We start from the raw sequence: 26,089 nt of genomic DNA, 5'->3' as shown, positions 1-26,089 counted from the left end.
AGAAAGGGTTTGCGAAGATCTTGAAGAGCCTGAGGCCAAGTGGCCTATATATTTTTTGATGGCGCCATAATAACCTAAATACAGAATTTTTTGCAGACATTTGACGTGATTCCAATTAAAACTCATAACCCACTCTCTTGGAGTGAACACCTCTCCCAGGCCATTACAGATTTGCCCACGCTAATTAGCTTACTTGGTCTGCCACAAGACTTGATCGAGCAAGGTGAACAAGCTCATCAGGCTTTTAAATTATTAATTCCAAGGCCTTACTTAGAGCGTATGGAATATGGCAACCCAAATGATCCCTTGCTACAGCAAGTCTTGCCTATTGCTCAAGAAATGTTGGAGGTTCCTGGTTACGTTAAAGACCCTCTTGCAGAAGCAGAACACAACCCGCAAAAGGCCATTGTCCATAAATACAAAAATCGCTTACTAGTGATTACAACAGGACATTGCGCAGTGAATTGCCGCTATTGTTTCCGTCGCCATTTTCCTTATGGCGAAAACCAACTCGCACAAGCTGAGTGGCAATCGGTCATGGATTACTTACTCGCGCATCCAGAAATAAACGAAGTTATTTTAAGCGGTGGTGACCCGCTGATGATGAAAGACAAACTACTGGCGGATAAAGTTAAAAAGCTTGAAAGCTTGCCGCAAATTAAACGTTTGCGCATTCACTCTCGTCTGCCTGTTGTGATCCCGCAACGGGTTTGTGACGATCTATTAGACTGGGTAAAAAACACGCGATTAGACATTATTATGGTGTGGCACATTAATCATGCCAATGAAATTGATCAAGCCCTTGTTAACAGCGCAAAGCGCCTCACCGCACAGGGGGTTACTTTGCTCAACCAAGGGGTGCTATTGAAAGGCGTTAACGATACTGTTGCGGCTCAAGTCAACCTCAATGAAGCCTTGTTTTCTGCCAGTATCATGCCTTATTACATGTTCACTCTAGACCCTGTTGAAGGGGCATCCCATTTTGATATACCCATCGCAGAAGCGCAAAAATTAATGGGACAAGTTGCTGCCGAACTGCCAGGTTATTTAATGCCTAAACTGGCAAAAGAAATACCGGGGAAAACCGCCAAAACCGTTTATGCTCCTATTTTCACCGATAGATAGACAGTTACCCTCTAAGGGCAATACGGGAGCTTGTCACGGCTTGCTTGCGCAATTTTACGTGTGGAGCAAGTATGAATAGATCGCCATTTTTCCCCACTAATTGACGTGGCACATGGCTCTGGGCCGCCAATGCAGCATTGGCGGCCATGTGTGCTGTTTCTCCATGTGTCGGTATGGCGACCTGTGGCTGACACCATTGATACATATCACTGAGCTCTTTAGCACATGGGTGACCACTGACATGAATAGTATGCTTGCTTTGGTGCGATTGCAGTGTTTGGATTTTGCGCTTTTCTAACTGTTCAACCAGTCGATCAATAGCCGCTTCGTTACCGGGAATACGCATGGCGCTAAAGATCACTAAATCTTCTGCCTCCAAGCTCAAGTCATAGCAAGTGTCTTGAGCTAAGCGGCTAAGAGTTGCTCTTGGTTCCCCTTGGCTGCCTGTCACGACGGCTAAAACCTCGTCCTTTGGCAAATACCCCAAATGGGTTGCGTCTACCAACATGGCCTCTTCTGGCCAATGACCTGTTGCCCTCGCGGCACTCACCATGTTAGTTAATGAGCGTCCTATTAAGGCTAGGTAACGCCCAGTTTGTTGTGCAATGTGGGCCAAGGCCACCAGCCGCGCAATGTTGCTACTAAAACAGGCCACCACGATTCGATTTTGAGCCTTTTCAATGACCTGTAACAAACCTTGATAACAGTCTTTTTCTGAGGGGGAATAGCCTGCTTTCATGGCGTTTGTGGAATCACACACCATCGCCAATATATCTTGTTGCGCTAAGCGCTGAAAACATTCTGGAGCAAAAGCATCGCCCACCACTGGTGTTTTATCGATCTTCCAGTCACCGGTATGGAATACATTGCCTGCTGGGGTTTTAACGACCAAAGCAAAAGGTTCTGGCACTGAATGGGTAAGCGCTAACCAGGTCACATTAAATACGCCAATGCTCTTCGTTTCATTGGCATTCATCTCAATAATATTCACTTGCTCAACAAGCCCAACTTGAGCAAGCTTGCGTCGCAAGATTTCAGCGGTAAATGCCGTGGTGTAAACGGGGCATTTAAAACGTCGCCACAAATAAGGTAAAGCGCCCACATGATCTTCATGGGCATGAGTGATCACAATGCCTGCCAAGCGCTCTCTTTGGTCAGCTATAAACTTAGGGTCCGCGCAAAGGACTTCAGCACAAGAGAGGCTGTTTTTAGATAAGGGCTCATTAAACGACACGCCACAATCAACCATTAGCCATTGGCCATCGTGACCATAGAGATTCATGTTCATTCCGATTTCCCCTGTACCACCAAGGGGAAGAAACCACAGATCTTGTGAGCTAGGAATATAAGAGGCGATAAAACAATCCTTTTATTAACAGACCATGAAAAATAAGCACTAAACTCTACTAGCGGACTATTTTGTCTCGTCCACTGTTCTTCGCCTGATAAAGTTTATTATCAGCTAAATCAATGAGCTTTTCGAGGTGCTCGGGTTGCTCTCCTGTTGAATGCTCAATACCAAAGCTCATCGAGATAGTCTCGTTCTCTATCATGGGCGTATGTTTTAAGCTTTGTCGTATTTCGGCAAGTCTAGCAACAACTTGTTCAGGCTCAGCGTTAAAGAAAATTAAGGCAAACTCTTCACCTCCATAGCGAGCCACTATGTCCCATTGGGCGCGAACGTGTTCTTTTAAACATTTAGCAACTCGAACTAAGGCTTGATCCCCCACGCCGTGGCCATATTTATCGTTAAAGCCCTTAAAGTGGTCTATATCACATAAAACCAGCGTCACTGAGCTCTGTTCAAGCAGACTAGTGCAGCAGTTTTCGTAAGCTTGCTTCATGCCTCTACGGTTATAAATTCCGGTGAGTTCGTCCGTCAGAGCGCTTGCTAGTAAGCTGTTTTTTTCAACTTCAAGGTGCTGTGTTCTTTGAGCCACCTTGTCTTCCAAATTGTGCAAAATGTCGGAAAGGTTAGTAGCCATGCTTTTTAGTTCTTTACCTAGAAACTCGACCTCACGCACCCGACTAATCGAATCAGGCAAGGCCGTCATTTTCTGTAAATCTTTCGTGTGAGCCACATGGTTTAATTGTTTAATGGGCTTAACTATGTAGCGAGCAACTAGCACACCAACAACACTGATACACAGAAATAGTACAAATGTGATGAGTAAAGTGAGCTTAGCATAATCCCCTATGGCCTGCTGGTGATAGGCATTAGGAATAATGATCCCCAGTATCCAAGTCTCACCATACGCAAGACTGATAGGATGCAAATAGAATAAATAAGACTCTCCTTCATAATGAAAGGTATGAGCTCCTATTTCTTTAAATACACTCGCAGCTTTAAAAACACCATCGGGGTGCTCAGCTAAAGTATGTCTTTGAATCTTGCCATTGCGGGAGAGGTATAAAGGCTCATCCGTCGAAGAAGCAATTAGGTCGCCATTCAGTTCCGTTATGAAGAGGCTTCCCCCTTCAACCATGGTTAGGCTTTTTAAATAAGCATTAAGCTCATTTAACGCCACGCTGGTTGCCGTCACAGCAACCAGTTCTCTATTGCGGTTATGTACCGCAGCCGACAGAGTGATACCTAGGGTATCATAGCCATAATAGCGTTCAATTTTACTCCATACTGGAGATTCAGACCGCAAAGCAGATTGATAAAAAGTTCGCGATCTAGGGTCATAACTAAAGTCAGGATCTTGTACTCTTTTAACACCAATACCCTTTACTGGGTCATATTCAAACCCTTCCATTAAAAAGGGTTGATTCACAAAATTAGCGGCTACATGATGGCTTTTGTTGGCAAAAGGGTCCTGTACAGAATTGATGTATTCACCCTTAGCGGTAGCAACAGAAATAAACGTCATTTGTGGAAAAGGGTGAGCTTGCTCATGAAATCTAATCGCCACCTGATCTAACTCGTTGAGAAGTTCCGGCCTTTTCGAAAAGGCTTCTTGGTTAACCTCGAGCAATTTATACATGGGTTCCATGTAGCTAATAATACGCTCATGAACCCGATTCTCTACTTCGTTTATATATTGCAAGCCAACCCGTTCGGATACACTCTCTATGGTATAAGCCGAAACAAAGTATAAAATAATGCCAGAAATGAGCACCAAGAAGACAAACGGTAAAACGATCAATCGGCGCAATGGTACAGACTTCATTGATTCACTCCATGTAGATCAATACGCCAGCAGACGCGATGTTACTCACCGTGCGTTTTATGTTGAGTTGAATAGGAAGCAAACATTTTATGAGTAAAAGCATGTCGTAACAAGGCTTTTTCCGATACCATTTTATTCGAAAATATAATCTAAGTGACTGACTTAAGGAAACAAATAATTTTGAACGAACGGGCGGCAAAATGGGTGGTAAAGCTAGTTGGGGCTTTTTGTGTACTGGTACTGGTTATGTATGCGTTGAAGCACTATGGAACTCAGTACACACGGGATAAAATTAACGAACAACTAAATCAAACGGGCCTATCCCCTTTTGTACATTTTGAAAATGTCCACTTTAACCCACTTACTTTTACGCCTTCTTTAGAAAATGTTCAGCTAGGCCAGAAAGATCGCCCGTGGCTAACTTTAGCCCGTATTACCTTTCATCAATACCCATTCATCCAACCAGATCTTGATGTGGATTTTTGGATTGCACAAAGCTCGGCTGAGCATTTAGCAATAGAGTCACAAATAGTGATGCAAACCTTAGGTATAGACACCTTACTCGGTAAAGGGAGTTGGCAATCTCACACAGGCCAAAACGGTGTCACACAGAGTGAGTTTTATCTAGACATTAAAGATGCCGGAAAGCTAAATTTAAAGAGCAAGTGGCTTTATCAGGCCCCAACTGCATCGCTTCAGACTCTTCGCACAGACCTGCTAGCATCATTAGCCTTAGGCCAACCAGAAGCCATGTTATTACTCTATGGAGACAGCCTATTATTAGAACAAGCGAACTTAAACTACCAAGACGCAGGCTCACTAAAGCACATGATCCCCAGTGAGATTCACCAACAAATGAGTGATGACGAACTGCTCTTTCTATTGCGGCATCTGGCGGCCAGCACCGGCCTTGCTACTGTACCAAGCCACGAAGCTAAAGAAATAAGCGAAAAGGTATTACCCTTTATTCGCCAGTTGGACCAACTCACCATTAATCTTACACCCAAGCAAACAATGAGTGTAAAAGAGCTTAGCCTGAGTTTTTATGAACAAAGCTTATATAAGGACTCATCCATGAGTATTGAAAACTAAAAGACTAGGCCTGTGGGCCTTTGCTTTTTATGCACTCCGCTCTTTACGAACTACCCCTGATAAGGCTGGTTCGAAAGGGCTTTTGCTAACCCCTTTACCATTCGCCATATACTCCAGATCCAAACAGCTAGCAGCACGAGATAACCGATAAAGAACAGCGTTAGAATCAAGCCGACTATACTCCAAATAATTCCCCACCAAAAAGTGCTAATGATATTTGAGTAATGCCCCGCAAATACGGTGCCACGAGCACCCGCACTTTTATACATTGCCCATACGGCGCCGATGAGCCAAAAAATACCGGTGACTACGCCCAACAGCATCATAATGTAAGCGACTAGAGCATGCTGTTTTGCCTCTTCCTCTTTAGGTGTTAATTGGCCAGGCGGTCGATTTGGGTCGAAGTCCTCATCTGGTTCAAAATTTGAAAAATCCATGTTTAGCTTCCTCTTTATTGGAGAACGATACAGATATTTTAGTGTTATGCTTAGACATACTTTTAATTAGTCGCTAGGACAAAAATGACTGACGTAACTATATTAGTGGATGTACAAAACATTTATTACACCACGCGGCACGCCTTTAAATCCTCGTTTGATTACAATACATTTTGGCAACAGGTCACCAAAGGACGCCAAGTTAAAAAAGCCATTGCTTATGCCATTGACCGAGGAGATGAAAAGCAGCGACAGTTTCAAAATATACTGAGGGCAATTGGCTTCGAGGTCAAACTTAAGCCCTTTATCCAACGCTCGGATGGTTCCGCTAAAGGTGATTGGGATGTAGGGATAACACTAGATGCAATTGAATACGGACAAAGCAGTGATGTTCTGGTATTGGCTTCTGGAGATGGCGACTTCGACTTGCTTGCTCAAAGGCTGCGTCATCAACATAACACTCAAGTAGAAGTCTACGGAGTTGCCAAGCTCACAGCGCAATCGCTGATTGACTCCGCAGACCGATTTATTGCCATTGAAGAACCACTGTTACTAAATAAACTCTAGCCCTTTTTGATGGGCCTTTATTAGAAGGTATCTAGGTATAAAGCCTCGACTTTGGCTCTAGCCCAAGGGGTTTTCCTAAGAAACTTTAAGCTCGATTTTACCGATGGGTCTTGCTTGAAACAATTTATGTTGATCCGAAAGGACAACTCTTCCCAGCCATAATGCTCAACAAGGTCCGTTACGATTCTTTCAAGCTTAACACCATGCAAAGGGTTATTTGGTTGTTCTGTACTCATAATGCCCACTTAATTGTCATATAGCCCATCATTATAGCGAATTTTGCCCTGCAGCCTTACCCTTCTCGCGTCAAACATTGACTAATACCGCAAAAGATCGAAGAATAAAGAAAACTAAGGAGAACAATGAATGGGTATCTTATCTGGCCTTAAAGGCTTATTTTCTGGCGGCCCCAGTGCCCCTGAAAAAACTGAAGACGCTGTTGAGTACAAAGGGTTTGAAATCACCCCTGCACCAATTAACGAAGGCGGCCAGTTCCGTGTGGCAGCAACCATCACAAAAGGTGAAGAAGGCGCTGAGCAAGTACATCAATTTATTCGCTCAGACCTCATTCCAAGCCGTGATGAGTGCATTGAAATCACCTTACGCAAAGCCAAAATGACCATAGATCAACTAGGTGACCATATTTTCGGTTAGTCAAAATAAAAGGGGCAGCCATGAACTCTACTAGCAACCCAACCTGGCAGCAGGTTAGTGAGCAGCAAGACTTTCTAGGGCCCCTTTATTGCTCCCGCACCTTTCAGTTTATAGGCAGCCGAGGCCGTACAACATTTAACACCTTGATTCACCATACTGACAACCCTTCTAGCACACGAGCGATTCTCTATATTCACGGCTACACCGATTATTTTTTCCAAACTGAATTAGCGGACTTTTTTATAGAGCAAGGCTATTGTTTCTATGCCATTGATTTACAAGGCTACGGCCGCTCCTTAAGACCCAACCTTCCGCCAAACTGGTGTGAGTCCATTGATCAATACCAACAAGACATTCATATCGCCTTAGCCACCATGAAGCAAGATGGAATTGAGAGCACCTGTATACTGGCCCATTCAACAGGTGGCTTAGTGGCTGCTAATTACTTAGCTTACTCAGAGCAAACAAAGGCCAATACTGCGGACATTGCGAAAGTCACTGGTTTGATTTTAAACAGCCCCTTTCTTGCCCTGCCTTTTTCACCAAACCGCTTACGCCACTTGAACAAACCAATCACTATGCTATTGAATTTGCTACCTTTTTTGTCAATACAAGGCAAGCACCCTACTCTTTATGCGCAAACATTACATAAGAGTTATGGGGGACAATGGGACTATCGGCTAGATTGGAAACCTGCCCAAGGTTTTCCCTTATCGTTTGCTTGGTTGAAGCAAATTCACCGAGCTCAACAAGCGTTAAAATTGGCATCAATTCAAACACCGGCTCTGTTATGTCATTCATCCAAAAGCACTATACAAGCGAAAAACAAACACGATATGGCGCAGGGCGATGGTGTGTTAGACATAGACAGTATGCAAGCCGCCGCTAGAAATAGCTTTGCTAATTTAGCTACGGCTGTCATTGAAGGCGGATATCACGACTTATTCTTGTCACCCAAAGGGCCAAGAAATGCATTCTTACAAGCCGTATCTGAGTGGCTAAAAGAGCAGTCAACAGCTCAAAAAAACTCTTAGGCTCCCTGCTTACGCATAATGAAATCTAACAAAAAAGTTGGTAGTAAACGCCGCATAATTCCGGCCCCATAAGTAGGCAAGGTAACATAGTACCTAGGCTTAGGAGATGGAGATTCTAAGGCATGAATCAGCTTCTTCACGACGGCACTTGCAGGTAGCGTCTGCGACGAAGCAGGCCCTTCTTTACTTAACCGCTCAATGGCTTCTTGATAGCCTTGCTGATGGCGGCTTTTTTCAATATCAATATTCTCTCGCAAAGCCACTAAAGCATTTGCTCTGAAACGACTTTCAATTGGCCCAGGCTCGATTAAGCTGACCTTAATGGGGGTGTCTGCAAGTTCCAATCGCAACGTATCGGTTAACCCTTCAAGTGCAAACTTACTCGCATTGTATGCCCCTCGAAACGGTGCAGCGACTAATCCTAATACTGAGCTATTATTCACAATACGCCCATAGCCCTGTTTGCGCATAAGAGCCAACACTTGAACCGTTAAATCATGCGTACCAAAAAAATTACTTTCAAACTGCTCCCTAAGGGCTTGTACTGGTAAATCCTCAACCGCACCAGGTTGGCCGTAAGCACCATTATTAAATAACGCAAACAAGCTCCCCTGAGTAATTTCTAAAGTATCAGCCAGCCCTTGCTTAATAGACTCAGCATCCGCAAGGTCAAGCCTAACCACATGCTTAAGGCCTTCCAATTTTAGCCGTTCAACATCTTCAGCCTTACGACAGCTCGCCACCACCAGAAAATTACGCTCTTGCAATAGCTTAGCGGCTTCTAAACCAATACCACTTGAACAGCCGGTTATTAAAACGGAATACTGCATACACCCCCCACACGAATCAGATACCTCAATAAAACAGAAAGTAAAATGAAAACCAACCTAAAACCCACATTTATCCAACATTGCACTTTTAAACATGCCTGTCCTAGTTAAAAGGTGGTTGGCGAAGGCGTGATGTTTGATGAGGTAGGCGCAAGTTTCGAAGAAAACATTACGCCGAGCCATATGGAAAATACAGCTATTTAAACATGCCTGTCCTAGCTAAAAGGTGGTTGGCGAAGGCGTGATGTTTGATGAGGTAGGCGCAAGTTTCGAAGAAAACATTACGCCGAGCCATATGGAAAATACAGCTTTTTAAACATGCCTGTCCTAGTTAAAAGGTGGTTGGCGAAGGCGTGATGTTTGATGAGGTAGGCGCAAGTTTCGAAGAAAACATTACGCCGAGCCATATGGAAAATACAGCTATTTAAACATGCCTGTCCTAGCTAAAAGGTGGTTGGCGAAGGCGTGGGGGTTGAGGAGGTAGGCGCAAGTTTCGAGGAAAACATTACGCCATTGGTTGGTTCAATTTATGAAATCAGCCCTAAAGCTTTGCCGTGGTGTTCTAAATGGTCATCGATGAAGCTCGCTATAAAGTAATAGCTATGGTCATAGCCAGCTTGGCGACGCAATGTTAGAGGGTGCCTATTCTCTTCACATGCTGCTTCAAGAGCTTCGGGCTTTAGTTGTTCAGCAAGGAAGTTATCAGACTCCCCTTGATCAACCAACAGAGGCAAGCGCTCTTTAGCTTGAGCGACTAAAAGGCTTGCATCCCATTCTTGCCAATGAGTCTTATCATCCCCAAGATATCCTGTGAATGCTTTTTCACCCCAGGGGCAGTTTGTGGGGTTCGCTATAGGAGCAAAAGCCGATACTGATTGATATTTACCAGGATTTTTTAAGGCACAGATCAGCGCCCCATGCCCACCCATAGAATGACCAGAGATCGATTTTTGTTCGCTTACTGGGAAGTGTTTCACCACCAAAGCAGGTAATTCATCCGTCACATAGTCATACATACGATAGGTCTGTGCATAAGGCTCTACCTTTGCATTAACATAAAAACCTGCCCCTGAGCCAAAGTCGTAGCTATCGTGCTCATTCGGGTAATCCGAACCGCGTGGGCTAGTATCAGGGCAAACAATAGCCAAGCCTAGCTCAACAGCTTTACGAAACGCGCCGGCTTTCTGAGTGAAGTTTTCATCGTTACAGGTTAGACCAGACAACCAATAAAGCACAGGCACCTTAGCCATTTCAGCTTGAGGGGGCAGAAAAATAGCAAAGGTCATTTTGCCATTCACAGCTTGGCTATCGTGTTGGTAGCGCTTTAGCCAGCCACCGAACGATTTTGTACTAGATAGTAATTCCATTCTTTACTCCAAATAACCTTATGGAACCCTTGGCTCCATAAGGTATGCTTAGTTCGGATTATTGATCGAACAAGATAACAGTACGAATACTCTTGCCTTCGTGCATCAGGTCAAAAGCTTCATTAATGTCTTCTAGGCCCATTGTGTGGGTAACAAATGGATCAATATCAATCTTGCCTGCCATGTAATCTTCAACATAACCTGGTAATTGGCTACGTCCTTTTACACCACCAAAGGCAGAACCTTTCCAAACTCGACCTGTTACCAGCTGGAATGGACGAGTAGAGATTTCTTGTCCCGCACCGGCAACACCAATCACAATGGATTCACCCCAACCTTTATGACAGCATTCTAAAGCTTGACGCATCACTTGAACGTTACCGATACACTCAAATGAGTAATCCACACCGCCATCCGTCATATCAACAATGACTTGCTGAATTGGGTCATCAAACTTTTTAGGGTTAATGCAATCAGTGGCGCCAAATTGTTGCGCCATTTCAAATTTAGACTCATTAATATCGACGGCGATGATTCTAGCAGCACCAGCCATGCGAGCACCCTGAATCACCGATAAACCAATACCACCTAAGCCAAAGACAGCAACCGTTGCTCCTTCTTCTACTTTCGCCGTGTTCAACACCGCTCCGATACCGGTCGTAATACCGCAACCTAGCAGACAAACTTTCTCTAACGGCGCGTCAACATGGATTTTTGCCAACGAAATTTCCGGAACAACACTGTATTCAGAAAAAGTTGAAGTTCCCATGTAATGGTAAATTGGCTCGCCATTAATACTAAAACGGCTCGTTCCATCTGGCATTAAACCTTTACCTTGAGTCTCACGAACCGCTTGGCACAAGTTTGTTTTTCCAGATGTACAGAACTTACACTCTCCACACTCAGCCGTGTAAAGAGGAATAACATGATCTCCCGGTTTTAAGGTCGTGACGCCTTCACCAACCGCTTCAACTACACCTGCTCCTTCATGGCCTAAAATGGCAGGAAAAATACCTTCTGGGTCTTCACCGGACAAAGTAAATGCATCCGTATGACAAACACCTGTCGCCACCATGCGCACTAGCACTTCACCTGCTTGTGGATCTTGAACATCGACTTCTTCAATTTTTAACGGTTGGCCAGGACCCCAAGCTACAGCAGCTTTACATTTCATATCGCTCTCCTAAATTCATAAATGATCAACTATTGCTTAATATTAGAAGAAATTACTGACGGCGATAACGGCCACTTTAGAAAAACATTATTGTCATATAGCAACAATAACTTCAATAACACCTTAAAAAGTTATAATATAACACCCTATATGTAATTTATTAAAATGAGGCAGGCATGAAAAACTGGGAAGCTATGGAAGCATTTATCGAAGTTGTTCGCCAAGGGAGCTTTTCTGCTGCCGCGGCCAGGCTTTCTGTTTCTGCCTCCCATATAAGCCGACTCATCACTCAGTTAGAATCTGATCTGGGTACAACCTTATTATTCCGAACCACTCGACGTATCCGCCTTAGTGAAGCTGGAGAGCTCTATTACCAGCATTGTCGTGGCTTACCTGAAGCCTTAACAAGTGCGGAAGAAGTCATTTCAAGTTTAACCAAAGAGCCCATTGGCCCTTTCAGAATGACCTGTGCAACTACCTTTGGTGAGCGTTACATCTTGCCAATAATGAATGACTTTTTGGCTCACCATCCGAAAATTGAGCTCGACTTCCACCTAACTAATCGCTCTGTAGACCTCATTGAAGAAGGATACGATTTAGCCATTCGAATGGGGGCTATGAAAGACTCAAACTTACTTTCCAGAAGATTATGCGATCGGGTCGAGCACCTATGTGCTTCAAAAGAATATATCGCTCAACATGGTACTCCCCATACGTTAGCGGAATTACAACAACACCAGTGCCTAATTGGCTCTACAACTCATTGGTTATTTCAGGAAAACGGGCACCGTAAAGAAGTAAAATTGCAGGGTAGATACCGCAGCAATTCTGGTATGGCTCTACTCGATGCAACTCGAAAAGGGCTCGGAATCGCACAATTACCGGAATATTACGTAAATGAAGACATACAGGCAGGTAATTTAGTCTCTTTACTCAAGCAGTATCAATATCCTTATAGTGGCGTATGGCTGGTTTACCCTAAAGTGCGTCAACCTTCTCCTAAGCTTCAAGCGATTTGTGATTATTTAATTAAGCACTTTGTAGCCAATAAAATGTAAAGATATGGACCTGTCGCAACAAGAAACTTGTAAATAATGTGTACAATTTTGTTGATATCCCATTAGAGGATAGGTAAATTCCCCCTTCCTCAATTTTCATAAGATAATATGAAGCGCAGCAATAGCACCATTTACGTTTTACTGATTTGCTGGTTGGCCTATTTTAGTGTGCCAACCATCAACAATGTCGGTATTTTTAATGGTGTTTACGTCATGTTATGTGTCACACGAGGAGTGATGATACATGACCCAGGGCAAGCTCTAGCAGACAACTCTCATTCCTCTCATCAACACCACAGCCATCATCAACATCAACATCAACATCATAATGAGCACCATAACCATCAGATAGGGCAAGATCTCCAGACTGTCAGCCTTCATTCTAGCGGCGCTCACTCAAGCGATACCCATAATGCAGAAGAACATGAGGCAGAAGGCTGTCCATGTATCCACTTTTTCTATGATACAAACTTATTTCTCGCTTCTAAATCGCAGTTTATTAAGCCGCAAAACGAATTACTTAATAAACTGCCACCAGCAAATTTAAAACATTTCTATAAAGCCCAAGCAAGAGCCCCCCCCGGAACTAATGAGTACTTTTCATACAACTCATTACACCTAATGCCTAATTATATTTAGGCGTTAGATATTTTTACGCCTAAACCTAATTAAGGATTTTTAATGTTTGGCTCAAAATCGTTTTACATGTCAGTGTGGCGCTGGCATTTCTTTGCAGGCTTATACACAGTGCCCTTTTTACTCATGCTTGCAATCACAGGGCTTATCATGCTGTACGCACCTTTATTAGAACGCGCTCAGCATTCTGAGCTCTACTTTGTTGATTCTGCATCAGGACAATCAATTTCATATGAAGAGCAATACCAGCTTGTTCAACAAGCCTACCCCGGCTCGAATGTGTCACGCTTTTACTTGCCCGCAGCAGCTGAAGAAAGCACCCGCTTTCAAGTTAAAACTCCAGACGATACCGTTCAGGTCTTTGTAGACCCTTACCAAGGTGAGGTTTTGGGTGAACTCAGTATCAGCCAATCATTATACGCCTGGGCAGACGACACTCACGGCACCTTTATGATGGGCATTACAGGGGATAGACTCATTGAAGTTGCTGCCAGCTTTACCATTCTACTTATTCTTACCGGAGTATTTTTATGGTGGCCTGAAAAAGGAAAATCAAAGCTGAAAGCCGCAACCACCATTAGCCGCAAAGGAGCTCGCCCTTTTTGGCGCGACCTGCACAGTGTCATTGGTGTTTGGGCGGCAGTGATTTTACTGTTTTTCTGTATTTCAGGATTAGCCTGGGCAGGCATTTGGGGGGGCAAACTCACTCAAGCATGGAGTACTTTTCCAATGGAACAAAGCGCCTCAAGCGTTTCCTCCACCCTAACCCATGAAGACCTGAACGTAAAAGGTGTAAAACAGATCCCTTGGGGGCTTGAGCAAGCGCCGCTACCTGAGTCTGTTTCACTGGGGCCAACCAGCCGAACGCTGGATAATGTGATTGCCAATGCGAAAGCCATGGGGTTCACTCAGTTCCAAGTACATTTTCCTAAGAACGAAGTAGGGGTTTATACAGCAACCGCCAGCACAATGGGCAAAGACATTAAAAACGCATGGGACGACAGAACCGTGCATTTTGATCGCTATTCTGGCGCTGTCTTGGCCGATGTTGGCTTTATGGATTACAACTGGTTCGCTAAATCAATGGCAGCGGGTATTGCTCTACACATGGGACAATTTGGCCTTTGGAATCTAATCGCATGCACCCTATTTGCTTTATCAGTCATCTTATTATGTGTGTCCGGTGTAATCATGTGGTGGAAACGACGCCCGAGTGCTAAATTCGCTTTGAGCCCACCACCTATGCCTAAAAACCTTTCCCGTTGGAAGCATGCTGTCTGGCTCTTATTGCCTATTTCGCTGCTCTTCCCTCTTGCAGCGGTAGCTATGGTGAGCGTCATTGTTATCGATCGAGTTGCTAACTTACTAGCGCCAAAAGTCCGCAATCTCTGGGCATAATTAACACGATAAAAAGCTGTTTTCTCAAAAGGAAAACAGCTTTTTCCTTAAGTTTATGTTTAAATTTCTGGCTTATTTATTTACCCAATAGACGACAATGTTTTCTCAACAAGACCTAATACAAGTTGCACGCCAAAAAATGCCTTTTGGCAAATACCAAGGTAAGCTGTTAATAGATTTACCAGAGGCGTATTTACTCTGGTTCGCTCATGAAGGTTGGCCCGATGGCAACCTTGGGAAATGGCTACAACTGACCTTGGAAATTAAAATTAATGGCCTAGAAAAATTGGTCGCCCCTCTACGAGCACCAGTAGAAGACACACCCGATGAACCCAAAGTCCGCATTCGATTTGATGATTAACCCAAAGGGCGCTCACACTTATAGTTCAATACGCCATCTTTCACATTAACCAGTTGAAAGCCTAATTTTTGAGCTACTTTTTGAGACGCTAAGTTTTCTTCTTTCACTTGTGCCAGCAACACACCAGGAGTTTTATCCATAACGGCTTGTATCATTGGGATGGCTAAGCCCTGCCCTCTTGCGCTTGGAGCCAGAGTCCATGATAACGACCAAAGCTCATTTTGCTTATCCGCACGACATGTCCCAATCGGTTTACCTTGCCATTCCGCGACCCAAATTCGTCGCCTCAGATGGTCAGCAAGAGAGGCCTGTAACCACACCATGTGTGATTCGAAGGACACGATATCCTCACTATGAGACGCCTTTCTTGTAATGAGGTCGTTGCGCCATTCCAGCAAAATTTGAGCATCGTCTAGGGTAGCAGATCGAATAGTAACAGACATTTTTACTCATTTCAGGATTAGGATGAAATGTTATTTTAGCCTCGAAACTCAACGAAAGAAACTGAGACTTACAAGCGCCAAGAGACCGTTTTTTTAATAACAAAAAGCCGACATAAGCCGGCTCCGTTTGCATTACATGAAAAGGGAGTATCACATAATCAAACTATAACCCACCTTGGGTTAACTTCGCAGGATCGAGTAATTTCACTAACTCATCCCGACTAATATCTGTCGCTTCCTGTGCAACATCTACAATAGGGCGACCTTCTTGATAAGCTTTTTTAGCGATATCTGCCGCTTTAGCATAACCAATAATAGGGTTCAGAGCTGTGACTAAAATTGGATTCCTATGCAAGGCCTCATTCAACTTTTCTTCATTAACCACTAGAGTCTCAATCGCACTGTCTGCTAAAAGTTGACCGCTATTTGCCAGTAGTTTAATACTCGCCAACAAGTTTTTAGCGATCATTGGCAACATAACATTCAGCTCGAAATTACCAGACTGACCACCAATACTAATAGCAGCATCATTACCAATAACCTGTGCAGCCACCATAGCAGTGGCTTCAGGAATCACAGGGTTAACCTTACCCGGCATAATAGACGAACCAGGCTGTAGCGCTTCTAAAGTAATTTCGCCTAAGCCTGCCAATGGACCTGAGTTCATCCATCGCAAATCATTGGCGATTTTCATGTAGGTTACCGCCACGGTTTTAAGTTGACCCGATAACGCCACAGCCGTATCTTGCGAACCAATTAATGCAAAGAAGTTTTGTCCTGGAGAGAACGGCACTTTCGCTAGCTCTGACAACTCTTGGGCAAACAACGCTGCAAATTCAGGGTGAGCATTAATACCGGTTCCCACTGCGGTTCCGCCTTGGGCTAGTTGGCTTGTTTTCCCAACGAGATGCGTTAAGTTGTCGATATTATCTTGCAGCTGTGCAGCCCAAGCATTAAAAGTTTGATCTAAGCGAACGGGCATCGCATCCATTAAGTGAGTGCGACCTGTCTTGGTATAGCCTTTTAAGCTCTTACCTTTTTCAATGATGGTGTTTTTCAAATGCTCTAAGGCGGGCAATAGGTGCCCCGTCAATTCCAGTGTCGCGCTGACGTGAATCGCACTTGGGATCACATCATTACTGCTTTGACCAAAGTTCACATGGTCATTCGCGCCAACTGGCTTATCGTAGTAGCGGCTGGCTAGAGTGGCAATTACTTCATTTGCATTCATATTCGAGCTTGTACCTGAACCGGTTTGAAATACATCGACAGGAAAGTGGCTCATTAATTGCTCGTCATCTAGCAGCTCATTACAGGCATTTTGAATAGCTTGTGATAAAGCAGGAGTCAGGCACTCAAGCTTTTCATTGGCACGCGCTGCCGCTGCCTTTATCACAATCAAAGAGCGGACAAATGCCTCAGGCATGGCTTCATCACTAATAGGAAAGTTATTTATTGCTCGTTGAGTTTGTGCACCGTATAACGCATTTTCCGGCACATCAAGTTCGCCCATACTGTCTTTTTCAATACGCATTTTCATTCTTTATTGATTTCCTTCTTGCTGAAATGACGACATAAAATAATGGCTAAGCACTCGTAAATTGTGCTCCATTTTGAAATAAGCCTTGGCATCTTGGTAAGTAACAATTAAGTGCTTAATATTTGCCAATGGCACATACACCTTGTCTAAACAAGTTTGACGCCAATGACAGGGTAACGTGCTGTCACAAACAGTATCGAGGAGGACATTAAAGACCCTTTGATGCAGTTGTACTGCATCTACCATTTCTAACCGTTCTGCATAAGATTCCGTGAGGTTTAAATAATGATAAAGCACTTCGGGAGAGTCGGCGCATTGCCCACTTTGAATCGTCTGTTCTAATACAGAAAATGGAATAAAGTAGTGGCTCATAGTCTTTGCCTCGCTAAGACATTAATGATAACTATTATCAATAATGGTACGAAGCAAGCTGAGCTGTCAAGTTAACAATAACGATTCTTATTATATTTTTAAAAAAACTTGTCCAAAATCAAAATAAGCTCGGACCAGTCACCCCAGTTCCAAGCTTTTTGAATGCTAACGTTCGTCTATCAATGGTTATGGCCACCTGCTCCGTGTGCATGACCATGAGTGATTTCTTCATTTGAGGCATCTCGAACATCAACAACTTGAACAGAGAAGGTCAGGTCTTTACCCGCCAAAGGATGGTTTAGGTCTACCACCGCATGCTTTAAACCTGCTTTGATCACCGTCACTTGGCGAGCACCTTTATCCGTTTGTACCATCGCCGTCATGCCTGCTTGCCAGCGTTTCGCACCTTGTAAATGCTTAATTGGGACTTGTTGAGTATGATTTTCTCGGCGTTCGCCATAAGCATCCGCACATGGAACTGTCACATCAAACTCATCACCCGCGCTGTGTTCAGACATCGCTTTTTCTAGGCCTGGTACAATATTGCCGTGACCATGCAAATAAGCAACGGGGTTCCCACCTGCCGAGGTTTCAATCAGAGCCTGCCCTTCTCGCAAAGTATAATGAAATTGTACAACTTGGTTATCACTAATCGACATAGGTTTCCTTAACACTCTTAATACGAGCGAATCTTGTTAAAATAATTTGAACTCAAGTGCATCTTCTGTGACAACAATGTCTTTCACCATAGCGGCACTGGCTTTCTCAAAGGGAGAATTGTTCAACACATAAATGGGATTTTGATTAAAGTACTCTACCAAGGCTTTCTCAAAATCACCATGCAACGAGCCCAAGACAGAACTGAGCATTTTTTCGCTAAAGCTTGCTCCTTCAACCTGAATATTCGTTACCTTAGGAGCCACAAGGTAAAGCTCATCTTTTTCAATACGAACACCAGATTCAAATGATGGTAAAAGCTCAGTGGATACTGAAAAAGTTTGCCCAAATGCCGTTAACGTGCCGTTCATTTGAGACTCTAAATCTACTAATACTAGGCCGCCATCTCTTGCTGTTAAATCAATATTAGCGCCTTTCACTAATAATTCTAACTCCAGACTATTCCCGTCTAGCAGCAGTTCAATCTGGTTGTTCTGAGGCTCAGCCAAACGCTTAGCCACTTCAGTATTAAGTTCTTGTTCACTGATACGAAAGCTATTACACCCTGTAATCAAAACAAATACACTGGCAATACTAAGCCAACGTAAATTTCTTTTTAGTAACATCATAACTCCTTAGATCTTAGCTCTAGTGGCGTTTTTATCTCGTTGTTCGTACCAGAAATTCATAAAGTCCTCTGTGACTTTTTGCTCAATATCTACCGCCTCTTCTGTCGGACAAAATAGAGAAACGGTAAACACATTATAGCCTTCTGGCGTGGTACCGATGCGCACTCTCGGCTCTGGCCCTGAAATATTAATGTCTAAGCGTTTTTCGATCAGGCTGTTATAACGAATGGCTACCTCATGAAAGTGCTCACTGTACTCTCGTATTTTAAGCAAAATAGGCTCTTTAATCGTAAACAGATTAACCTCATCACTCAGTCTAGAAATGGAAAAGCTATGAGTCACATAACGGCGCATATAATTTAGGTTTTGTGCGGTATGGGTTAATAACATGCTATTTGGGACAACCGTGGTTCGGCCAGTATAGCCATAACTCCCTCCCTTAATATCCACTTCAAACAAGGTGGTAGACAACCAATCACTGTCAGTTACTTCACCTTCAAAATTGGCAATACGTACCCAGTCTCCAACTTGATAAGGACGAGTACTAGCACGATAAAATGCGCCAATAATACAGGCAATAAATTCTTTTGTAGCTATGACCAAGGCCACCATAAAGGCCGCAATAGAAATCGCGATATTCTGCAATTCTGATGACCAAATCAGGATTAAACCGACCACCATAAGAAAATTGAACATATTATCTGCAGCATTGATACGCTGGCGTTTCGTATCATGCTCGAATTTTGGATAACGGCGAATTACCCGCTTGGTGTAACGGCGGATTAAGTAGGATAAGAGAATCCAAATAATGGTTAGACTGATCTCTATGTGCTCTGTCACAAGGGAGAAATTTAACTGAGAAAGATCAAAATGCATGTAAGGGTTACCCTAAAAACAGTCAATGAAACACGCCACTTTAACAATCATCTAATCATCCAACAATGAAAACTCGTAGACAAACCTTAATTAAACACTGTATATTTGTACAGTATTTAATTTTTACTACGAGGTGGCCTATGCCAGTTGTAATCAAATACGTTGTTGAACGTGATGGAATAGAAAAAATGACTTTTACGTCAAAATCTGAAGCCGATGCCTACGACAAACTACTCGACACAGCCGATGCTCTTTATGAATTAATTGAAGGCAGTAAGCTAATGGACAATAACCAACAAATAGACGCTCTAGCCCTCTATTTAGCAGAGCACAAAAGCCAGCTATTAGAAGCTGTCGGTAATAAACGAAAAACGCTTTCTAAAAGTAAAAAGAATGTTCCTGATACCAACAAACAGCTTGACCTGAAGGAAGCATCAGCAAAAGAGAAACTGGACGATATTGTCATCGAGCCAGATGAAGATGCTTTATACGAGAACGAAAATGATATGAGTTATGAAATATCGGGCGAGTTTGAAGCCGATAATGCGGCATAAGTTTTAAGTTTAAAAATCACCAAGTTATTGGATAACTTGGTGATTTTTATAATTAGGCTTTTTTAAGCGCTTTTTTCAACTTAGCAATTTTAGTTTTTTGCTTAGCAACTTTTTCTTTACGCGCTTTGATTTCTTTCTTGATACTTTTCACTTCTTTCTTAGCCACAACGGACTCCTTATTATTCTTTATGAATTGTCATACGATATATCGAGCTATTTACCTTAGAGCATAAATTTGCGATCGAGAACCGTGACGAGCAAATTGTCATAAAAATTTAATAAAATAGACTTTAATTTGAAATTTTGAGAAATATATAACACACTAAATCAGCAAAAATATTCCCGCTTATCGTGATAACTGCTTTTAATGTGTTCAATAAGTAACTTGAGTTTTTCAGGTAAATATTTTGTATATGGAAAAACAGCATACACTCCAAGTTTTCTTGGCTCGTAGCCTGGCAACAAAGTCATTAATCGTCCTGCTTGTAAATCTTCATAAACACAGCATTTAGGCACATAAATAATTCCATAGCCAGCGATGGCGGCCTTACGCAGTGCGTAAGCATTGTTCATTGTCATGCTGCCTTTGATCCGCACGTGGATATCTTGCCCATGATATTGAAAACGCCAGTCGAAAGAACCTCTCGCTTGATAAGTATAAGCCAAGCAATTGTGTTCTTTTAAGGCCTCTGGGTGCTCCGGTAAACCATTTTCCTGTACATAACTTGGGGCACAACAAACCACCCAGTGGGACTCAATAAGAGGTTTAGCGATTAAGCTTGAATCATCTAAAACACCGGTACGAATCGCAATATCTAGCCCTTCTTCAATCAAATCGACAAAGTCATTTTCCAGGCGCATATCAATACTAAGCTGTGGGTGTTGCTGACAAAACTTCGCAACGGCATCGGTGAGCAATAGCTCTCCTGAAATAGTCGGTACAGACATTTTTACAGTGCCACTAAAACCTTGGCTAAATGCAGACACACTGGCGATGGCATCATTTACTTGCCCATCAATATTTTTAGCATGGACATACAAGTTTTCACCTGCTTCCGTAAGACTTAGGCGACGAGTTGTTCTATGGATCAACTGTACTCCCAAGTCCTGCTCCAATCGGCTAATTTTTTTACTCAGAGCGGGTGTAGAAAGGTTTGCTAATTGCGCGGCTTTTCGAAAAGAGCCGGAATCTGCTACACAAGCAAAAAGACTTAGATCACTGGCGTTCATAAAACCATTACGCTGTTTTTGGAAAGAGTTTATTATTTTATGTCATATTTATAACAGATCAAGCGCACGTTATAGTGGGGCTTGTTAATAAGCCCTTTTATTGTCCACATCAGTCAAAAATAAGAGATAACACAATGCGACTCACTGATTGTCATAACTTCCAAGACTTTCGCCGTTTGGCTAAAAAACGCCTACCAGGACCAATCTTCAACTACATTGACGGAGGCTCTGACGATGAGACTACCTATCGTCGTAATACCGCGGCTTTTGACGCTTGTGACCTAGTGCCCAGCGTGTTGACTGGTGTAAAAGAGGTTGATTTATCCGTGACGGTAATGGGCCAGAAGCTCGACTTACCTGTGTATTGCTCACCTACCGCACTGCAGCGTTTATTTCACCATCAAGGAGAGCGAGCTGTGGCACACGCGGCAGAAAAGTTCGGCACCATGTTTGGGGTATCCTCGTTGGGTACAGTAAGTATGGAAGAAATAGCCCAACAAACAACGACACCGCAGGTTTATCAGTTCTACTTCCATAAAGACAGAGAGTTAAACCGCGCCATGATGCAAAGAGCCAAAAACGCAGGCGTGCAGGTTATGATGCTAACCGTCGATTCCATTACCGGCGGGAACAGAGAACGAGACCTAAGAACTGGCTTTTCCATCCCTTTGCGATTGAACTTATCTGGTGTGATGCAATTTGCTCTAAAGCCTATGTGGGCAATTAACTACCTAACCCATGAAAAATTCAGTTTACCTCAGTTAGATCAACACATTGATATGGGAGGCGGGGCCACATCGATCGGTGATTATTTCACGAATATGCTGGACCCTTCTATGAACTGGGACGATGTCGCCGAAATGGTAAAATTTTGGGATGGTGAATTTTGTCTAAAAGGCATTATGAGTCGTGAAGATGCCCGCCGTGCCGTTGACATTGGCTGTACTGGCATCATTGTGTCTAATCACGGAGGGCGCCAACTAGATGGTTCTCGCAGCTCATTTGATCAACTCGCCGAAATTGTCGACGAAGTAGGCGATGAGATTGATGTCATTTTCGACAGTGGTATTCAACGTGGCACCCATGTTTTAAAAGCTTTGTCCTTAGGAGCGAAAGCCGTGGGTATTGGCCGTATGTATCTTTACCCTTTAGCCGCTGCAGGCCAACCAGGTGTTGAACGCGCCTTACAACTCATGAAAGCCGAGCTGGAAAGAGACATGAAACTAATGGGCAAAACCGCCATTAGTCAGCTATCTCCAGACAACTTACGATTTCGGTAAGATCAGTCGTATTGCTTACTTAAATGACGTAACCAACCGTGGGGGTGTTTCCCTCGCGGGTCTTTATGGGTCCAATGAATCACACCACCTTTAGCATTCCACTCATATTCTCCATAAAAAGCCACCCAATCACCTACTTTCAAACCAACAATTTTCGGTGCTAAATCAATGTTATGCGCGACCAGCAAAGTTTGCTTGCTATCAAGCTGTACTATAAACCTTTGATGCTTTGAGCCCTTCAAATCATCTTTCAATAGCTTTATCACTCGCCCTTTACCTGCAACTTGATAATCATAACGTTGCTGTTCAAAAGCTTGTTTCAACAAGGCATCATTAGCCCAAACACTCATGCAAGACAGAAAGCTCAGCAGCACTAAAAGATGTTTAACGTACTTCAAGTTATTCACTCTTAAACCTCAAATGCTTTCTTGTCAGAGTTGATTACAGTAGCATAAGTTCTCATTTTGCTTGTAATGAGACCCTTGTGCCTAAAAACTCAACTAAACACTTTACCACTATTTCCGATGTTGCAAAGTATGCACAAGTTGGCAAAACCAGCGTGTCCCGCTATTTAAACGGTGAACAGGATAAACTTTCGCAGCCGTTACAGGATAAAATCAGCCAAGCAATCGCCGCCCTTGATTACCGGCCCAATAACTCTGCTCGAATGTTGCGCGCAGGACAGTCGAAACTGATTGGTTTAATGCTGGCGGATGTAACCAACCCCTATTCCATTGAGGTACTGCAAGGCATAGAAAAGGAATGTCGGCAACAAGGCTATATGCTCATGGTTTGTAATACCGACAACCAGCAAGCATTACAAAACCAGTATTTATCCTTATTAGATTCCCATAGAGTCGATGGCATCATAGTAAACACTATAGGTTTAGCGACTCAGCAAGTGGACGTCTTAAAAAAAGTTGCCTGCCCAATTGTGCTGATTGATCGTATAGACATGGCTCGGGGAATCGACTCAGTAGGACTCGACAACGAGCAAGCCGCTACCGATGCGGTTCATTACCTCGCCGAACAAGCCTATCAAGCGGTACTGGTGATTAGTGAGCCGTTAACCATTGCTCCCCGCCAGGCACGCGTACAAGCCGTGCAAGACTATGCTAAAACGGCCCCTTATATTGATTGGCAAACGCTCATCGTAGAGAAGACTGAACGTGCATCACTCAGCCAGCACATTCGCACTTTCGTTGATCAGTACCCCAATAGCAAAGTGGCTATTTTTAGTACAAATGGTGTGACGACCATGGCCGTTGCTAAAGCGTGTAAAGCACTCCACTTACAAGTTGGCCGAGATATCGGCTTAATTGCTATTGATGACCCTGAGTGGGCTCAGCTTTTTGAGGGGGGAATCAGTGTCATGAAGCAACCCACTCAACACATTGGTCAACAAGCCTGCCAGCAGTTGCTTAGTCGTATTCACGGTAACCAAGAAGCACCTAAACAAGTGGCATTACAAGCCGAACTAGTCCTTAGACAATCTTGCTGAGCAACGAAATTGAAAGAGTAAATCCGCTCAGAAACTGTTTTTGGAATCGATTCCATGATAAGCTAGACTGATTAATTTATCATCACCCAGTGCTTACAGCGGTATTCGTTCGCGTCTCAATAAGCCCATAACAATAGGACTAGACTATGCAAAGCAGCCAAAAACACACATTTGTTACCTTAGGAGAAGCCATGGCCATGTTCGTTGCAGAACATCCTGGCAAGCTGTCTGAAGTAGATAAATTTGGCCGTTCTTTAGCGGGCGCGGAAGTAAACGTAGCCATTGGTATGTCTCGTTTAGGCTTTGAAGCTAACTACATATCAAAAGTAGGCCAAGACAGCCTAGGTGAGTTTGTTCGTCAGGCCATAGGCCAAGAAAATATCGGCACAGAGCGCATCAGTGAAACAGATCAGCATGCAACTGGCTTTATGCTGAAATCCAACGTTACCGATGGTAGCGACCCTTTAGTAGATTATTTCCGTCGTAACTCAGCGGCGAGCACTCTGGATGTAAAAGACATTGATCCATCACTTTTTACTCCTAACACTCATGTACACCTAACAGGTGTTGCAGCAGCTATTTCGGACTCTGTTCGCAGCGCCATTAAACAGGCGATTAAGTTGGCTAAAGAAAACGGCTGCAGCTTATCCTTCGATACGAATTTACGCCCATCTTTATGGCCCAATAAAGGCACCATGATCAGCACCATCAATGAATTTGCTTTTGCCAGCGACATCGTTTTACCAGGCATAGAAGAAGGTTTAATTCTAATGGGCAGTGAAGAACCTGAAGCTATTGCGGACTTCTATCTAAGCAATGGCGCAAAAGCCGTTATCGTTAAATTAGGCAGTGAAGGCGCTTATTACAAAACCGCTCAAGGTGAATCGGGTGTTGTCGCTGGTTTCCCTGTGGAGCAAGTGGTTGATACAGTAGGAGCTGGCGACAGTTTTGCAGTTGGGGTTATTTCTGCTTTGTTAGACGGAAAAACCATGGAGCAGGCCGCAAAGCGCGGTAACCTATTAGGTTCAATGACAGTACAAGTTCGCGGTGACAGTGAAGCACTACCTAGTCGCGAGGCCTTAACCGCTTTAGAAGGATAATAAGAAACGATGAAGCCTAAAATCCTGGTCTATAAAACGCTGAATGCTGAGCAATTAGAGCGCCTTAATGAACATTTCCAGGTGCAACAACTGAGCTCTCAGGAAGCCTCTAACCCTGCATTTTTCAATGCAGCATTAGAAGATGCAGAAGGTATTTTAGGCTCCAGTGTCCCTATGCCTGCTAGCAGGCTAAAGCTTGCGAAGAGACTCAAAGTGGCGTCTACGATTTCTGTGGGGACAGATCAGTTTGATCTAGCCCATCTTTCTGAACGTGGCATCCCTTTAATGCACACACCGGGGGTGTTAGATGAAACCACAGCCGACACCCTTTTCACCTTAATCATGTGCGCCGCAAGACGGGCCGTTGAATTAGCTAACTATGTAAAAGAAGGTCGTTGGCAACAGAGCATTGGCGCTGAATTATTTGGTACCGATGTACATGGTAAAACCTTAGGCATTATAGGTATGGGCCGCATAGGCTATGCCCTAGCTAAACGCGCTCACTTAGGTTTTGATATGAAAATTCAATATCATAACCGCCGTCGTCATGAAGAAGCGGAAAAGGCCTATAACGCTCAATTTATGGCGCTTGATGAGCTACTTAAAAGCGCTGATTTCATTTGCGTAATGACACCACTAACACCGCAAACTGAAGGCTTAATTGGCGCTAAAGAGTTTGCCCTGATGAAGCCTAGTGCCATTTTTATTAACGGCTCAAGAGGTAAGGTTATTAACGAATCTGCCCTGCTAAAAGCGCTCCAAGAAAAAACCATTCGAGCAGCAGGACTGGATGTATTTGAAATAGAACCGCTCCCATTAAACTCACCATTACGCCATTTGGATAACTTGGTGACTTTTCCACACATAGGGTCAGCCACGATGGAAACTCGTGAAAGAATGACTCAATGCGCCATCGACAACCTTATTCAGGCTTTTCAGGGTGACCTCAGTCAGCACTGCGCTAACCTCGCCGACTTACCCTCGTCAGATTCCTAGCCCAA

General features: G+C 43.6%; 29 protein-coding genes. 14 read left to right on the top strand and 15 right to left on the bottom strand.

The annotated features are described in order from the left end of the window. The first annotated feature begins 105 nt into the window (after positions 1 to 105). Positions 106 to 1,125 carry an EF-P beta-lysylation protein EpmB gene (gene epmB / locus ACYVGZ_RS05385; RefSeq protein ID WP_460752273.1) on the top strand — a complete coding sequence of 340 codons (1,020 nt, stop codon included), beginning with the start codon at positions 106 to 108 and terminating at the stop codon, positions 1,123 to 1,125. A gap of 4 nt (positions 1,126 to 1,129) precedes the next feature. Here the strand turns inward: epmB and ACYVGZ_RS05380 are convergent, their stop codons facing one another. Together ACYVGZ_RS05380 and ACYVGZ_RS05375 are read right to left on the bottom strand one after the other, a co-directional pair. Further along, entirely contained in the window at positions 1,130 to 2,413 is a 1,284-nt protein-coding gene (locus ACYVGZ_RS05380; RefSeq protein ID WP_460752270.1) for a ribonuclease J, read from the bottom strand. A 118-nt stretch (positions 2,414 to 2,531) separates the two neighbouring features. Next, on the bottom strand, positions 2,532 to 4,298 hold the full coding sequence (locus ACYVGZ_RS05375) for a sensor domain-containing diguanylate cyclase (protein ID WP_460752268.1): 1,767 nt from the start codon (positions 4,296 to 4,298) through the stop codon (positions 2,532 to 2,534). A gap of 180 nt (positions 4,299 to 4,478) precedes the next feature. Between ACYVGZ_RS05375 and ACYVGZ_RS05370 the strand changes: the two genes are divergently transcribed. Further along, a complete protein-coding gene (locus tag ACYVGZ_RS05370) occupies positions 4,479 to 5,390 on the top strand; it encodes a hypothetical protein (protein WP_460752265.1) in 912 nt (303 codons plus the stop codon). Positions 5,391 to 5,440: 50 nt separating this feature from the next. Here ACYVGZ_RS05370 and ACYVGZ_RS05365 read toward each other — a convergent pair whose 3' ends face one another. Further along, positions 5,441 to 5,827, bottom strand: a complete 387-nt coding sequence (locus tag ACYVGZ_RS05365; RefSeq protein WP_460752262.1) for a DUF4870 family protein — start codon at positions 5,825 to 5,827, stop codon at positions 5,441 to 5,443. Between the two features lie 84 nt (positions 5,828 to 5,911). On the opposite strand from ACYVGZ_RS05365, the gene ACYVGZ_RS05360 reads away from it, so the two are divergent. Next, positions 5,912 to 6,394 carry a LabA-like NYN domain-containing protein gene (locus tag ACYVGZ_RS05360; protein WP_460752259.1) on the top strand — a complete coding sequence of 161 codons (483 nt, stop codon included), beginning with the start codon at positions 5,912 to 5,914 and terminating at the stop codon, positions 6,392 to 6,394. A gap of 20 nt (positions 6,395 to 6,414) precedes the next feature. Here the strand turns inward: ACYVGZ_RS05360 and ACYVGZ_RS05355 are convergent, their stop codons facing one another. Continuing rightward, complete coding sequence (locus tag ACYVGZ_RS05355) at positions 6,415 to 6,630, bottom strand: VF530 family protein (protein WP_460752257.1); 216 nt, start codon at positions 6,628 to 6,630, stop codon at positions 6,415 to 6,417. A gap of 130 nt (positions 6,631 to 6,760) precedes the next feature. Between ACYVGZ_RS05355 and ACYVGZ_RS05350 the strand changes: the two genes are divergently transcribed. Together ACYVGZ_RS05350 and ACYVGZ_RS05345 are read left to right on the top strand one after the other, a co-directional pair. Beyond that, positions 6,761 to 7,048 (top strand): HlyU family transcriptional regulator, encoded by a 288-nt coding sequence (locus ACYVGZ_RS05350; protein WP_460752254.1) that lies wholly within the window; start codon positions 6,761 to 6,763, stop codon positions 7,046 to 7,048. Positions 7,049 to 7,068: 20 nt separating this feature from the next. Then, complete coding sequence (locus ACYVGZ_RS05345) at positions 7,069 to 8,082, top strand: alpha/beta hydrolase (RefSeq protein WP_460752251.1); 1,014 nt, start codon at positions 7,069 to 7,071, stop codon at positions 8,080 to 8,082. Here the strand turns inward: ACYVGZ_RS05345 and ACYVGZ_RS05340 are convergent. The 3 genes from ACYVGZ_RS05340 to ACYVGZ_RS05330 form a co-directional block, all read right to left on the bottom strand. Beyond that, positions 8,079 to 8,912 (bottom strand): SDR family NAD(P)-dependent oxidoreductase, encoded by an 834-nt coding sequence (locus ACYVGZ_RS05340; protein WP_460752248.1) that lies wholly within the window; start codon positions 8,910 to 8,912, stop codon positions 8,079 to 8,081. The two genes, ACYVGZ_RS05345 and ACYVGZ_RS05340, sit on opposite strands and share 4 nt — an antisense overlap. Before the next feature lie 527 nt (positions 8,913 to 9,439). Beyond that, on the bottom strand, positions 9,440 to 10,279 hold the full coding sequence (gene fghA / locus ACYVGZ_RS05335) for an S-formylglutathione hydrolase (protein ID WP_460752245.1): 840 nt from the start codon (positions 10,277 to 10,279) through the stop codon (positions 9,440 to 9,442). 58 nt (positions 10,280 to 10,337) lie between these two features. Then, positions 10,338 to 11,453: an S-(hydroxymethyl)glutathione dehydrogenase/class III alcohol dehydrogenase gene (locus tag ACYVGZ_RS05330; RefSeq protein WP_460752243.1), complete on the bottom strand. Its 1,116-nt coding sequence runs from the start codon at positions 11,451 to 11,453 to the stop codon at positions 10,338 to 10,340. A 176-nt stretch (positions 11,454 to 11,629) separates the two neighbouring features. Between ACYVGZ_RS05330 and ACYVGZ_RS05325 the strand changes: the two genes are divergently transcribed. The 4 genes from ACYVGZ_RS05325 to ACYVGZ_RS05310 all read left to right on the top strand — a co-directional run bounded on the left by ACYVGZ_RS05325 (position 11,630) and on the right by ACYVGZ_RS05310 (position 14,906). Beyond that, on the top strand, positions 11,630 to 12,511 hold the full coding sequence (locus tag ACYVGZ_RS05325) for a LysR family transcriptional regulator (RefSeq protein WP_460752240.1): 882 nt from the start codon (positions 11,630 to 11,632) through the stop codon (positions 12,509 to 12,511). Positions 12,512 to 12,619: 108 nt separating this feature from the next. Then, positions 12,620 to 13,150, top strand: coding sequence for a hypothetical protein (locus tag ACYVGZ_RS05320; RefSeq protein ID WP_460752238.1), 531 nt, complete (start codon positions 12,620 to 12,622; stop codon positions 13,148 to 13,150). A gap of 42 nt (positions 13,151 to 13,192) precedes the next feature. Beyond that, positions 13,193 to 14,545 carry a PepSY-associated TM helix domain-containing protein gene (locus ACYVGZ_RS05315; RefSeq protein WP_460752235.1) on the top strand — a complete coding sequence of 451 codons (1,353 nt, stop codon included), beginning with the start codon at positions 13,193 to 13,195 and terminating at the stop codon, positions 14,543 to 14,545. Positions 14,546 to 14,642: 97 nt separating this feature from the next. Next, a complete protein-coding gene (locus tag ACYVGZ_RS05310) occupies positions 14,643 to 14,906 on the top strand; it encodes a DUF3820 family protein (RefSeq protein WP_460752233.1) in 264 nt (87 codons plus the stop codon). On the opposite strand, the gene ACYVGZ_RS05305 is transcribed toward ACYVGZ_RS05310, so the two are convergent. From ACYVGZ_RS05305 to ACYVGZ_RS05280, 6 genes are all read right to left on the bottom strand, one after another. Beyond that, complete coding sequence (locus tag ACYVGZ_RS05305; RefSeq protein ID WP_460752230.1) at positions 14,903 to 15,349, bottom strand: GNAT family N-acetyltransferase; 447 nt, start codon at positions 15,347 to 15,349, stop codon at positions 14,903 to 14,905. The two genes, ACYVGZ_RS05310 and ACYVGZ_RS05305, sit on opposite strands and share 4 nt — an antisense overlap. A 163-nt stretch (positions 15,350 to 15,512) precedes the next feature. Beyond that, positions 15,513 to 16,889: a class II fumarate hydratase gene (locus ACYVGZ_RS05300; RefSeq protein ID WP_460752227.1), complete on the bottom strand. Its 1,377-nt coding sequence runs from the start codon at positions 16,887 to 16,889 to the stop codon at positions 15,513 to 15,515. A gap of 3 nt (positions 16,890 to 16,892) precedes the next feature. Beyond that, a complete protein-coding gene (locus ACYVGZ_RS05295; RefSeq protein ID WP_460752224.1) occupies positions 16,893 to 17,261 on the bottom strand; it encodes a hypothetical protein in 369 nt (122 codons plus the stop codon). Between the two features lie 179 nt (positions 17,262 to 17,440). Then, positions 17,441 to 17,920 carry an FKBP-type peptidyl-prolyl cis-trans isomerase gene (locus tag ACYVGZ_RS05290; protein ID WP_460752221.1) on the bottom strand — a complete coding sequence of 160 codons (480 nt, stop codon included), beginning with the start codon at positions 17,918 to 17,920 and terminating at the stop codon, positions 17,441 to 17,443. A gap of 36 nt (positions 17,921 to 17,956) precedes the next feature. Continuing rightward, positions 17,957 to 18,547, bottom strand: a complete 591-nt coding sequence (locus ACYVGZ_RS05285; RefSeq protein ID WP_460752218.1) for a DUF1439 domain-containing protein — start codon at positions 18,545 to 18,547, stop codon at positions 17,957 to 17,959. Positions 18,548 to 18,553: 6 nt separating this feature from the next. Beyond that, the gene (locus ACYVGZ_RS05280; protein WP_460752215.1) at positions 18,554 to 19,423 is read right to left on the bottom strand and encodes a mechanosensitive ion channel family protein; all 870 of its coding nucleotides are present in this window, start codon (positions 19,421 to 19,423) and stop codon (positions 18,554 to 18,556) included. A 140-nt stretch (positions 19,424 to 19,563) separates the two neighbouring features. Between ACYVGZ_RS05280 and ACYVGZ_RS05275 the strand changes: the two genes are divergently transcribed. Next, positions 19,564 to 19,977: a YebG family protein gene (locus ACYVGZ_RS05275; protein WP_460752212.1), complete on the top strand. Its 414-nt coding sequence runs from the start codon at positions 19,564 to 19,566 to the stop codon at positions 19,975 to 19,977. Between the two features lie 327 nt (positions 19,978 to 20,304). On the opposite strand, the gene ACYVGZ_RS05270 is transcribed toward ACYVGZ_RS05275, so the two are convergent. Then, the gene (locus ACYVGZ_RS05270) at positions 20,305 to 21,207 is read right to left on the bottom strand and encodes a LysR family transcriptional regulator (RefSeq protein WP_460752209.1); all 903 of its coding nucleotides are present in this window, start codon (positions 21,205 to 21,207) and stop codon (positions 20,305 to 20,307) included. A gap of 134 nt (positions 21,208 to 21,341) precedes the next feature. Here ACYVGZ_RS05270 and ACYVGZ_RS05265 point away from each other — a divergent pair, with 134 nt between their 5' ends. Next, positions 21,342 to 22,487 (top strand): alpha-hydroxy acid oxidase, encoded by a 1,146-nt coding sequence (locus tag ACYVGZ_RS05265; RefSeq protein ID WP_460752206.1) that lies wholly within the window; start codon positions 21,342 to 21,344, stop codon positions 22,485 to 22,487. A 2-nt stretch (positions 22,488 to 22,489) separates the two neighbouring features. Here the strand turns inward: ACYVGZ_RS05265 and ACYVGZ_RS05260 are convergent, their stop codons facing one another. Beyond that, positions 22,490 to 22,885: a DUF3465 domain-containing protein gene (locus tag ACYVGZ_RS05260; RefSeq protein WP_460752204.1), complete on the bottom strand. Its 396-nt coding sequence runs from the start codon at positions 22,883 to 22,885 to the stop codon at positions 22,490 to 22,492. Positions 22,886 to 22,971: 86 nt separating this feature from the next. Between ACYVGZ_RS05260 and ACYVGZ_RS05255 the strand changes: the two genes are divergently transcribed. The 3 genes from ACYVGZ_RS05255 (at position 22,972) to ACYVGZ_RS05245 (ending at position 26,084) form a co-directional block, all read left to right on the top strand. Beyond that, positions 22,972 to 23,988: a LacI family DNA-binding transcriptional regulator gene (locus ACYVGZ_RS05255; RefSeq protein ID WP_460752201.1), complete on the top strand. Its 1,017-nt coding sequence runs from the start codon at positions 22,972 to 22,974 to the stop codon at positions 23,986 to 23,988. A gap of 146 nt (positions 23,989 to 24,134) precedes the next feature. Further along, positions 24,135 to 25,088 (top strand): sugar kinase, encoded by a 954-nt coding sequence (locus ACYVGZ_RS05250; RefSeq protein WP_460752198.1) that lies wholly within the window; start codon positions 24,135 to 24,137, stop codon positions 25,086 to 25,088. 9 nt (positions 25,089 to 25,097) lie between these two features. Beyond that, positions 25,098 to 26,084 (top strand): 2-hydroxyacid dehydrogenase, encoded by a 987-nt coding sequence (locus ACYVGZ_RS05245; RefSeq protein WP_460752196.1) that lies wholly within the window; start codon positions 25,098 to 25,100, stop codon positions 26,082 to 26,084. The last annotated feature ends 5 nt before the right edge of the window (positions 26,085 to 26,089 follow it).

The sequence above is a fragment of the Marinomonas epiphytica genome (assembly GCF_054780655.1).
This window is presented reverse-complemented; position numbering and strand designations above follow the sequence as displayed.